The organism is Edaphobacter bradus (genome assembly GCF_025685645.1).
Lineage (GTDB): Bacteria > Acidobacteriota > Terriglobia > Terriglobales > Acidobacteriaceae > Edaphobacter > Edaphobacter bradus.
This window is the reverse complement of sequence record NZ_JAGSYF010000003.1, coordinates 162390-173741: the sequence shown is the minus strand read 5'-3', so window position 1 is coordinate 173741 and position 11352 is coordinate 162390. Positions and strand designations below refer to the sequence as shown.

Below are 11352 nucleotides of genomic sequence, written 5' to 3'. Positions count from 1 at the left end.
CAGCTTCTAGCTTTTAACTTCTAGCCTTTAGCTAAAAGCTAGAGGCTGCTTCACAGCACAACCTTGCTCAGCGGATACTCCACAATCCCCGTAGCGCCTGCCGCCTTCAGCATCGGAATCACCTCGCGGACCTCGGCCTCTTCCAGGATCGTGTTCAGCGCGACCCACTCCGCATCGCTCAGCTGCGACACCGTGGGTGAGTTCAGCGCCGGCAGCACGGCCAGAATCTCGCGCAGATCTGTCTTGCGCGCGTTCAGCATCAGCCCCACGCGGCCCTGCGCCGCGATTGCCGCATTTAGCATCAGTGAGATGTTCTCGATCTTCCGCCGCTTCCAGTCGTCCTGATAAGCGGCCTTGTTCGCGATCAACTGCGTCTCGCTCTCCATCAGCGTCTCGATAATCCGCAGCCGGTTCGCGCGCAGCGAGCTTCCGGTCTCGGTCACCTCAACGATCGCGTCGGCCAGCGTCGGCGGCTTCACCTCGGTCGCTCCCCAGCTGAACTCCACCTTCACTGGAATATTTTTCGCAGCAAAGTATCGCTTCGTAAATTCGACGAGCTCCGTTGCAATAATCTTGCCTGCCAGGTCCTCCGGCTTCTGGAACGGCGAATCCTCGGGCACTGCGAGCACCCACCTCACCTTCTGCCGGCTCTGCTTCGAGTAGGTGAGGCTGGTGACATACTCCACATTGTTCTCGTTTTCGAGGACCCAGTCGTTACCGGTGAGTCCCGCGTCCAGCGCACCGTGCTCCACATAGCGAGCCATCTCCTGCGCCCGCACCAGCATGCACTCGATCTCCGCGTCATCGACCGTAGGGAAGTAGCTGCGTCCACTGGCGAAGATCCGCCACCCAGCGCGCTCAAACAGCGCAATCGTCGCATCCTGCAGGCTACCCTTAGGAATCCCCAGCTTCAGCTTCCCGGTTTCGCTCGTCTCGCTCAACTTCACCTCGCTCATTATTTTGTTCCCTTCACAATCGGTTTGGTGAAGCAGCTCACAGTGCCCTCGTGGCACACCAGCCCATCGCCCTCGACCTCGACTTTGAAGAGGAGCGTATCGTTGTCGCAGTCGGTCGAAGCCTCGATGACGCGCAGGCGGTTGCCGCTCGTCTCGCCCTTCATCCACAGCTTGCCGCGCGTCCTGCTCCAGAAAGTGACGAACCCTGTCTCCAGAGTCTTCTGGTAGCTGGTCTCATTCAGAAAGCCGAGCATCAGCATCTCGCCGGTCTTCGCGTCCTGCACGATTCCCGGGACCAGCCCATCCATCTTCGCAAAATCGATCTTCACTGCATCCATTTTTCTTCCTCACTCTCTTCCGTTGAAGCGAAACCGCGCAGCAAAAAGGCCCGCTCGCGATGTGCGCGTCAGCGGGCCTTTCAGAATCCCTTGGTATGCGTTTCGTTACTTCGCCATACCGGACACAGCCGCCAACACGCTCTCCGCATGATGATGGTGATGATGTCCGTGATGGAGGTTCAGCAAACGCATCGCTAGTTTCAAGAGTAGCTGCCATGCCGTCGCAAAGTCAACCTGATGCCCGTCAACTTGTTCATTGACGAGGGTCTACCGCTCCCGTACTCTTCCGGTTGAAGCGTTGTTCAGTATCTCTCGAAGGAGATGATCCACGATGAATCTTCGTAACAAGCTTCTCGCCGCAACACTCTTCCTCGCGACTCCGGTTCTGGTTGCTTCGCCCGCCTCCATTCTTGCGCAGGGTGCCGCCAAGTCGACTGCCAAAGCCGCTGCTCAGGATGCCGACAAACTGGACATCAACACTGCCACCCCCGACCAGCTCAAGGCGTTCAAGGGCATCGGAGACGTCTATGCGAAGCGAATCATCGACGGCCGCCCCTACACCGCGAAGAACCAGCTCGTCAGCCGCGGCATTCTTCCTCAGGGCGTCTACGACAAGATCAAAGACCAGATCATCGCCAGCAAGCCCAAGAAGTAGCCTGACGATACCCGAAAGAGACCCCGGCTGGCTGCTACCATGCTGCCAGCCCATTTATGTTGCAGCGATCCGCACGTCTCCAGTACGGGCTCCTCGCGCTTGTGGCCGTTCTTGCGCTGTCGCACTTCTATGTCGGGCTGTCGAACAATCTGCGTAACCTGGTCCGCGGCCAGACCAGCCCTCGCACGCCTTTCATCACTACCGATCTCACGCCCGTAGTATCGTCCATGGAGCCCGAGGCCCAGGCGGCGGGACTCCGGCAGGGCGACACTGTCCTTACTGTTAGTGGCGAGCGGTTCACCGGCCGCGTCGTACTCATCGCCCAGGTTCGCAGCAGCCATGTTGGCGCTCCCCTCGCCATCACCTGGACCCATCCAGGCGACACTGGCGTGCAGAGTGGTTCCATCGCGCTCGCGCCAGAGCGTGCTACCCCCGCTCCCTTCTATCTCTGGATTACGCGAAGCATCTTTCTCGCGCTTCCGCTGCTCTTTCTCCTCATCGGCGTCTGGGTTGTGCTCGCACGCCCGCACAATCCGCACGCCTGGCTCATCCTGGGAATCCTCGGCTACTTCGACTCCCTGTTCATCGGTTACGGCAAGTTTTCCGGCGGCATTCTCTTTGCATTTGCCATCTTCTGGAACACCGTCGCCCAGACCGCCATGCCGCTCTGCCTGATGTTTCTGGGCGTCTACTTCCCGCAGCACTCCGGCCTTGACGTCAGATTTCCGTGGGTCAAATGGGTTCTCACCATCTCCATCCTGGCTTTCATGCCGCTGGATCTCATCTACTACTACAGCGATGCCTGGAAGTTCACCGCCGGCAGTTGGCTGGTACGACCCACGTACGCCATCAACTTCACGGAAAACGTGCTCGCGGCTCTGGCCATCAGCTGGTTCTTCGCCACGCTCGGCGTCAAGCGAGCCGCATTGGCAGGCGACGCTCGCCGCCGCATCGTCGTCATGCTTTGGGGAGCCAGCATCGGGCTCACGCCCTTACTCTTCCTCGTCTTCTATGCTGCCTATCGAAACGTCGATCTCGGGCAGGGCATCCCGCAGTGGCTCGATATCTCAGTCTTCGTCATCCTTCTTCTCTTTCCCCTCACCCTCGCCTATGTCGTCGTCGTCCAGCGCGCGATGGACGTCCGCATCCTCATTCGCCAAGGCACAAAGTACGCCTTCGCCCGAGGCACCATCGTCGTCATCCTCGCGCTGCTCGCCATCTGGATGATCGCCTCGATCGTCCATCTCATTCGTTATCCACATCAACATCGCGCTGTCGATCTCATCGGCATCATCGGCATCATCGCCATCTTCCTCGGATTCCGCTACCCCCTGGCCAAACGCCTTCAACAAAAAATCGACCAGCGCTTCTTCCGCGAAGCCTACTCGGCCGAGCAGGTGCTCTCCGAGCTGTCCGACGAGGTCCGCAACTTCACTGAGGTCACGCCGCTCCTCACCACCATCACCCAGCGCATCGGCGACACTCTGCACGTCGATCGCATCGCTGTCTTCCTTCGCTCAGGCGACGCCTATCATCTCCAGCTCGCAACCGGAGCCCCTCTCGCGCCTGGCTCGCTCGCGTTATCTGCAACGTTCGCTGTCATCTCTAGGCTCGCGCATGCTCGCAGCCCCGAGCCTGAGCCTGTCTACCGCGACGACCCCTCAAGCTGGCTCGTCGACGCCACTGACGCCGAGCGCGCCGCTCTCAGCGATCTCTCGGCCGAACTCCTCGTCCCGCTCCCCGGCCGCAACCGTCTCGAGGGCGTCATGGCCCTCGGCCCCAAGCGCTCCGAGGAGCCCTACTCCCGCACCGACCGCCAGCTCCTTCAATCTGTCGCCACGCAGACCGGTCTCGCGCTGGAAAACGCCGAGCTCTTCCAGAACCTCACCGCCGAGGTCGCCCACCGCGAGCGCATCTCGCGCGAGATCGAGATCGCCCGCGATGTCCAGCAGCATCTCTTCCCGCAGGTCGTCCCCTCCATCCCCGGCATCGATCTCGCCGGCCACTGCCGTCAGGCCCAAGCCGTCGGCGGCGACTACTACGACTTCTTCATCCTCCCCGCCGGTGAGGGCGACGAGCGCCTCGCCCTCGCCCTCGGCGACATCTCCGGCAAGGGCATCTCCGCCGCGCTGCTTATGGCGAGCCTCCGCGCCAGCCTGCGCAGCGCCGCGCAGCTCCAGCCCGGCGACCTCGGCACGCTCATGCGCCATGTCAACCGGCTCGTCTACGAGTCTTCGACGTCCAACCGCTATGCCACCTTCTTCTATGCCGAGCTCGATCCTGCCACGCGTCTGCTTACCTACGTCAACGCCGGGCACAATCCTCCGGTCATCCTTCGCGGCTCTGAGGCCATCGCGCTCCACTCCACTGGAACCGTCATCGGACTTCTGCCTGAGGTCTCTTACTGCCGCGCAAGCATCCTGTTGCACCCTGGAGACATGCTGGTGGCCTTCACTGACGGCATCTCCGAGGCCATGAACGCCGCCGAAGAAGAGTGGGGCGAACCCCGCATGATCGCCGCCGCACAGGCCCTGCTCGCGCGCCCCGACTGCAAGACCACAGCAAAGCAACTTCTCGATTGCATCTTCAATGAGGCCGACCACTTCACCGCCGCAGCTCCGCAACACGACGACATGACCCTGCTTATCTGCGCCGTGAGTTGAAGAGCGCCTTGCTTCGCACTCCGGTTGAGCGCGTCACGTCACGCTTGGAGCCGTCTAGCCTCACTTTAGATTCGCCGACAGATCCATCACCACAATTCGCCCGTCCGAATGAAAGCTTCCTCCTGTGGCCGTCTTCGCCTCGGTCATGGGGTTCGTGGGAGTCACATAAGCCGCACTCGAAAACGCTCCGGCCGCATCGAAGCTCTGCAGCAGGTAATCGCGCTCGGTGTCTATCTCCGGGTCAATCTTGTGCGTGACGCGGCCGTTTCTCTGGTCCTTCTCAAACCCGATGTCGTGCGTCGCTGAACCCACCCACAGCGGCCTTCCGTCGATCGTCTGGTCTGTCTTCCACACGCGCAGATGGTGCCGCTCCGCTGCCACCTTGATCGGGTCGGCCCTGGCGAAGGAGTAGTCCTGCGGGCGCCCAAAGAGATACAGGGTGCTCATCGGCATCTCCGTGTACGACTCGTGGCTCAGCGTCTTCATCAGCCCGTTCAGAATTGCGCTCTGCACATCCTTGTCCACGGACGCCCACCCGGCCGCCCTATACGCGGCCTCCACCTGCTCCGGGGTTCCAATCAGCGCGAAGTTCACCATGTCGCCCGGATTGCCCTCGCCGCTCGGCCGGTCATTCACCCGCCGCGGAATCTCCGCAAACGTCTCCGGAGAGACCAGCTTGGTCACAACCTCTGCAGGCGTGGCTGACGCCGCCGTTGCCTGAGTCCTGGCCGCCTTGGCAAACTTCATCTTCACGGTAAAGCTGCCCGTTGGGTTCAGGTCGCTCGTCGTATTCACACGCAGAAAAAGCTTGCCGCTGGTCGGCATTGTTATCTCGCCGCCGGCTCCAATCGCGAAGGGAACCGTCGCTCCAACGTCGCTCACCCGTCCGATCACCGAGCCCACCTTTGCATCATTGAGCGGAAAGCTGCGCAGCAGGTCCTTCCACCCGCGGTCCAGGCCGTCCGGCCCCGCGGTCCGGCCATCAGCTAGTAGAAAGCTCCCCGTCACCGTAAAGGTCGCCTGTTCCCCCGCGCTCAGCACCACTCCCGTGTCCAGCCAGTCGGTGTTATTCAGAGTGAATTCATAGCTCTGCTTATGAGTTGGAATCTTAGCCGTCGCTCCAGTCGCCGGATGGTCCCGCATGCTCACAATTGCCTGGACGCCCGCCCCTGCCGGGACCGTAGAAACCGCAGCCGCTGCGGCTGTATCGGCTGCTGGAGCCGTCTGCGCCCGGAGCCCCGCCAGCACCCCGGGTATCAACAACAGTACAGCCGCTTTTCTCACCCAAATGGGTCGTCGCCTAACTACTGGAAATCGTTTAGAGTGGTTCATATTTATGCCTTTTCTTAAGACGCTCAATCCGGGCTATAGGGTTCTTCTGCACAAACTTGTGGTCCGCCGGGCCACGAGTTGCATAGCATTGGCTGCTCTCGCCGCTACGCTCTCTGGCTGCCAGGGCATCGTCAGCAGTACCAAGGCATCCCAGGTCCGCATCATCGACGCGTCGCCTGACGCTCCAGGCCTCGATATCTACCAGAACAACGCCGCCGTCGCCTACAACCTCGGCTTCGGAACCATCACCTCCTACGTCCCCATCGACCCCGGGCCCTACATCACCACGGCAAACGCCGCCGGAACCAAACAGGTGCTCTCGTCCTCCAAGGCAACCTTTACGGCCTCCAGCCAGTACACGGTTCTCATCGGGAACGTCTCCGCGAGTCTGCAGCAGCTCACTCTGAAGGACCAGAGCCAGCCTGCCCCCTCCGGCCAGATCGCGCTTCGCTTCATCGACCAGGCCACGCGAATCAGCGCCGTCGACGTCTACCTCGTTCCCGCCGGATCGAAGCTCACTGACGTCACCCCTGTCACAACTGGACTCGTCTTCAACACGAACACGGGCTACCTCAACATCCCCGCCGGAACCTATACCCTCGTCATGGTCCCCAACGGCACGGTTCCCACCAGCACTACGATTGCGACCTACACTGGTGCGCAGGTCACCTACACACAGGGCTCGGCGACTACGATCATCCTCATCGATCAGCAACTGGTCACCACCCCCGGCCTGCAGGTTCTCTCGGCAACTGATTTCCTCTCGCCCACCGCGACCAACTAGTTCTTCCTCTCTCAGTCCTCTGCAACTTTCGTGTTAGCCGCTCGAGGGCAAGGGCCCTCATTACCCCGAAACCCTCGAAAAGTCGCGTCATTCGCGAAAAATATAGTTTTCGCAAATTCCGCAACACGCCATGTAGCCCTGTGTCTATTCCGACCGAACGGCAGCGGCAACATCAAGCAGCCGGAAAAAGAAAGACAGGAGCCTTCAATCATGAACTTCACCAAGCTTGCCCTTATTGCGACTCTCTCGCTCTCCTCCGCTGCCATCTACGCGCAGGCGCCCGCAACCACATCGAAGCCCACCATCAATCAGCGCAAAGAGAACCAGCAGGACCGCATCGCCCAGGGCGTCAAGAACGGAACCCTCAGCCCGTCTGAGGCCGCCCGCCTGGAGCACCAGGAGGCCGGCATCAATAAAGAAGAGCGTGGCATGCGCGCCCAGAACAACGGCCACCTCACCGCCCAGGACCGCAAGACCCTCCGTCAACAGCAGAACGTCGAGTCTAAGCGCATCTACAACAAGAAGCACGACCTCCATGGCAACAAGTAGTCTGCCGGCCTCGGCAAAATCAAAATGGCCGCTGGGGAGAGTTTCCCAGCGGCCATTCTCATTCTATCGATCGAAGTCTTAGTACCGGTACTGCTCCGCCTTGTATGGCCCGTCGACCGAAACTCCGAGGTAGTCGGCCTGCTTCTTCGAGAGAGTTGTCAGCTTCACGCCGATCTTCTCCAGGTGCAGCCGTGCAACCTCCTCGTCCAGCTTCTTCGGAAGGATGTAGACGCCGGGCTTGTAGGTGTCCTTGTTCTTCCAGAGGTCGAGCGCGGCGAGAGTTTGATTGCTGAAGCTGTTCGACATCACAAACGAAGGATGGCCGGTCGCGCAGCCCAGGTTCACCAGACGGCCCTCGGCCAGCACAAAGATGCTGTTTCCGGTCGGGAAGGTGTACTTGTCTACCTGCGGCTTGATGTTCGTCTTCTTCACGCCCTTGGCTTCGTTCAACGCGTCCATCTGGATCTCGTTGTCGAAGTGGCCGATGTTGCAGACGATCGCCTGGTCCTTCATCTGCTTCATGTGCTCTAAGGTGATGATGTCCACGTTGCCCGTGCAGGTCACGTAGATGTCGCCGCGTCCCAGTGTCTCTTCGAGCGTGGTGACCTCGTAGCCTTCCATCGCCGCCTGCAGCGCGTTGATCGGATCGATCTCGGTCACGATGACCCGCGCTCCGAGCCCGCGCAGCGAAGCCGCCGAGCCCTTGCCGACGTCGCCGTAGCCGCAGATCACGGCCGTCTTGCCTGCAACCATCACGTCCGTCGCGCGCTTGATGCCATCGACGAGCGACTCGCGGCAACCGTACAGATTGTCGAACTTGCTCTTGGTCACCGAGTCGTTCACGTTGATCGCTGGAACCAGCAGCTTGCCCTGCTCCATCATCTTGTAGAGGCGGTGGACGCCGGTCGTCGTCTCTTCGGCGACGCCCTTCCATTCCTTGGCCAGCTTGGTAAAGTAGGTTGCGCCCTCGGCATGGATCTTCTTGAGCAGGTTCTTGATGACCTGCTCCTCCTGGTTGGACGAAGGCGTATTCACCCAGCCGTCGCCCTTCTCAAGCTCGACGCCCTTGTGGATGAGCAGCGTCACGTCGCCGCCGTCGTCGATTACGATCTGCGGACCGAGGCCGCCCTTGTGCCGCAGAGCCTGGTCGGTGCACCACCAGTACTCCTCGAGAGTCTCGCCCTTCCACGCGAAGACTGGAACGCCCGCCGCCGCAATCGCCGCTGCAGCATGGTCCTGCGTCGAGAAGATGTTGCAGCTCGCCCAGCGAACGTCGGCGCCGAGAGCGACCATCGTCTCGATCAGCACGGCTGTCTGGATGGTCATATGCAGCGATCCGGTCACGCGAACGCCGGCCAGCGGTTTCGACGGAGCGTACTTGTTACGGATCGACATCAGGCCCGGCATCTCCTGCTCGGCGATCTCGATCTCCTTGCGCCCAAACTCGGCAAGCGAGATGTCCGCGACCTTGTACTCCGCCGCTACTGCTGCCTTATCAATCGTTGCTGTTGCCATTACCGGCACCTCAATCTTTGTCTTAAAAAATAGTTGCGATCAACTGTCGGATCAGCATCAAGGATACCATTTCGCCCACACCACTCGGACGACTGGGAGGGCTTGGAAGAATTGCTCTACACCAACTTGCGTTGTCTTACGGCTAAGCTCAGCAGCGCAGCGCCCAGAGCAAGCGCGCCCATCGCATAGAGGCCGCCGGAGAAGCTATGCGTCGCGTCCTTCAGCCTGCCCGTGACGTAGGGTCCAATAAAGCCGCCGAGTCCGCCCAGCGTCGTGATCATCGCGACGCCGCCTGCAGCCGCAGTTCCCGCAACCGTGCGCGTCATCAGAGCCCAGAAAGGTCCCATCGTGCTCCACAGTCCTATCGCCGCAAGCGACATGGCGCACAAGGCAACAGGAATACTGTGCGCCACGGCAGCCCATGCAAATCCAGCTGCCGCCAATGCCATGCAGCCGGCGAGATGCCCACGCCGCTCGTTCAGACGGTCCGAGCTCCAGCCCACAATCACCGTAAACAACGCAGCAAGCAGATACGGCACCGTGGAGAACCTGGCGATCAAGCCGACATCGTGGGCTCCTCCTCCAATGTTGCTCAGAATCAGGGGCATCCAAAGGTTCACGATGTACACGCCAATCTGGATCGCGACATACACCGCAGCGAGCATCCAGACCGCAGGCATCCTGAACGCATCTCCCAGCGTATGGTGCTCGGTCGCGCCATACATCGAGCGATCGCGCTCCAACTCGCTCGCAAGCCACTGCCGCTCCTCAGGACGCAGCCATGACGCGTTCTCCGGACCATCCTTCAGCACGAACAGCACCAGGACGCCGAGCAGGACAGTGGGAATCCCTTCCGCCACAAACAGCCACTGCCAACCCTCGAGTCCGGCAACTCCATCGAGCTTCAACAGAGCACTCGACAGCGGACCGCCAACAACGCCCGCAAGCGAGGTCGCCGTCATGAACTTCGCCACCGCGCGGGCACGCTCGTGCGAAGGAAACCAGTAGGTGAGATACAGCAGCATCCCCGGAACGAAACCCGCTTCCGCAACGCCCAGCAGAAACCGCATCGTATAGAACGAGCGTGGCGAGCTGACGAACACCATCAGCGCAGCAACAAGTCCCCAGGTAATCATGATGCGCGCAATCCACACGCGCGTTCCCACGCGACGCATCAGCAGATTGCTCGGCAGATCGAACAGCGAGTAGCCGAGGAAGAAGATTCCCGCGCCGGTTCCATACACCGTATCGCTGAAGTTGAGCTGCCGCTTCATGTCCATCGCGGCAAACCCCACATTGACGCGATCCACATAGGCAACGATGTACAGCAGAAACAGGAAGGGAATCAGCCGCCAGGTAATTCTGCGATAAAGAGCCCGTCCGTCAACCGCCTGTCCGGTGATGGCAACACCACTCGCTGCTGTTCCTGTCATCGCTCTACTGTAACTGGCGTCGAGATGGGCTGTCGCGCTGCTCTGCGTCAAGCAGCCTCCGCTTCCGCTCCAGGCCCCAGCGATATCCGGTCAGAGAACCGTTCTTGCCCACGACGCGATGGCAGGGCACAATCACTGCCACCGGATTCGCCGCGCACGCACCTGCAACTGCGCGCGTCGAGCTTGGAGACCCAAGCTCCTTCGCCAACTCGGAATAGCTCCGCGTCTCTCCCCTCGGAATCGCCTGCAGCGCCTTCCAGACCCGCTGCTGGAAGGCTGTGGCGCGTACGTCGAGCGGGAAGCTCGCGGCAAGAGGATGCTCGCTCATCTGGCTCGCGATAAACTTCACCGCCTCGGCGAGCCATCCTTTGTCGCCCCGGTCCTCGATCAGTTCAGCCTTCGGAAACCGCTCCTGCAACTCGTCGATGATCTCGTCATCCGCGTCTCCGAAGAGGATGGAGCACACGCCCAGCCTGGTCGCCGCCACCAGCATCCGTCCCAGCGGACTCGCCGCGGTGCAGTAGCGAATATCCTCGCCTGCACCGCCGCGCTGTATCGCGCGCGGCGTCATTCCCAGCGAAGCTCCGCTGTTCTCATACAGCCGGCTGCTTGAACCGAACCCTGCATCATAGATCGCATCCGTCACTCGCATCGTCTTCTCCCGTACGTTCTTCCTGAAGCGCTCCAGCCGCTGCGCTTTTGCGTACTCGGCTGGACTGACACCAAAGACTCGCCGGAACCCGCGCAGGATCGCCAACCGGTTTACGCCCGTTGCCCGTGCCACATCGGCGAGCTTCACGCGTTCGTCTGCGTGTTCTCGCAGGTATTTGGCAACCGCCGCGACAGCTCGCGCCTGCGGATCGGTCTTCCGCGCGGAGCGGTCCGGCTCGCAACGCTTGCACGGCCGATAGCCCGCCGCCCTTGCCGCTTCAAGGGAAGGGAAGAACTGCACGTTCTCCCGGCTAGGCCGCCGGCTCGGGCAGCTTGGCTTGCAGACGATATGCGTCGACTTCACCGCATAGAAGAACTCTCCGTCTGCGCTAGCATCCCGGCTAAGCACCTGCTGCCACCGTGTCGAGCTTGAGATAGGTTGGTTCGCCATCGTCGCCATGACAGTATCCTTCCAA

10 protein-coding genes are annotated in these 11352 nt (G+C 61.0%); 4 read left to right on the top strand and 6 right to left on the bottom strand.

The features are described 5' to 3' along the window. Positions 1-50: 50 nt before the first annotated feature. Both hisG and hisI read right to left on the bottom strand, forming a co-directional pair. Positions 51-956, bottom strand: a complete 906-nt coding sequence (hisG, locus tag OHL16_RS13025) for an ATP phosphoribosyltransferase (protein WP_263367597.1) — start codon at positions 954-956, stop codon at positions 51-53. Then, positions 956-1294 carry a phosphoribosyl-AMP cyclohydrolase gene (hisI, locus tag OHL16_RS13020; RefSeq protein ID WP_263367596.1) on the bottom strand — a complete coding sequence of 113 codons (339 nt, stop codon included), beginning with the start codon at positions 1292-1294 and terminating at the stop codon, positions 956-958. Before hisI ends, hisG begins: the two co-directional genes overlap by 1 nt. Before the next feature lie 331 nt (positions 1295-1625). Here hisI and OHL16_RS13015 point away from each other — a divergent pair, with 331 nt between their 5' ends. Next, a complete protein-coding gene (locus OHL16_RS13015; RefSeq protein ID WP_263367595.1) occupies positions 1626-1949 on the top strand; it encodes a ComEA family DNA-binding protein in 324 nt (107 codons plus the stop codon). 56 nt (positions 1950-2005) lie between these two features. Further along, positions 2006-4612 carry a GAF domain-containing SpoIIE family protein phosphatase gene (locus OHL16_RS13010; RefSeq protein WP_263367594.1) on the top strand — a complete coding sequence of 869 codons (2607 nt, stop codon included), beginning with the start codon at positions 2006-2008 and terminating at the stop codon, positions 4610-4612. Between the two features lie 60 nt (positions 4613-4672). Here the strand turns inward: OHL16_RS13010 and OHL16_RS13005 are convergent, their stop codons facing one another. After that, positions 4673-5896: an LssY C-terminal domain-containing protein gene (locus OHL16_RS13005; RefSeq protein ID WP_263367593.1), complete on the bottom strand. Its 1224-nt coding sequence runs from the start codon at positions 5894-5896 to the stop codon at positions 4673-4675. Between the two features lie 52 nt (positions 5897-5948). On the opposite strand from OHL16_RS13005, the gene OHL16_RS13000 reads away from it, so the two are divergent. Together OHL16_RS13000 and OHL16_RS12995 are read left to right on the top strand one after the other, a co-directional pair. Next, positions 5949-6728 carry a DUF4397 domain-containing protein gene (locus OHL16_RS13000; protein WP_263367592.1) on the top strand — a complete coding sequence of 260 codons (780 nt, stop codon included), beginning with the start codon at positions 5949-5951 and terminating at the stop codon, positions 6726-6728. A 210-nt stretch (positions 6729-6938) separates the two neighbouring features. Next, entirely contained in the window at positions 6939-7277 is a 339-nt protein-coding gene (locus tag OHL16_RS12995; protein ID WP_263367591.1) for a hypothetical protein, read from the top strand. 78 nt (positions 7278-7355) lie between these two features. Here the strand turns inward: OHL16_RS12995 and ahcY are convergent, their stop codons facing one another. From ahcY to ada, 3 genes are all read right to left on the bottom strand, one after another. Further along, positions 7356-8792, bottom strand: coding sequence for an adenosylhomocysteinase (gene ahcY / locus OHL16_RS12990; protein WP_263367590.1), 1437 nt, complete (start codon positions 8790-8792; stop codon positions 7356-7358). Positions 8793-8908: 116 nt separating this feature from the next. Beyond that, entirely contained in the window at positions 8909-10225 is a 1317-nt protein-coding gene (locus OHL16_RS12985; protein WP_263367589.1) for an MFS transporter, read from the bottom strand. A 4-nt stretch (positions 10226-10229) separates the two neighbouring features. Then, positions 10230-11336: a bifunctional DNA-binding transcriptional regulator/O6-methylguanine-DNA methyltransferase Ada gene (gene ada / locus OHL16_RS12980; protein ID WP_263367588.1), complete on the bottom strand. Its 1107-nt coding sequence runs from the start codon at positions 11334-11336 to the stop codon at positions 10230-10232. Positions 11337-11352: the final 16 nt, after the last annotated feature.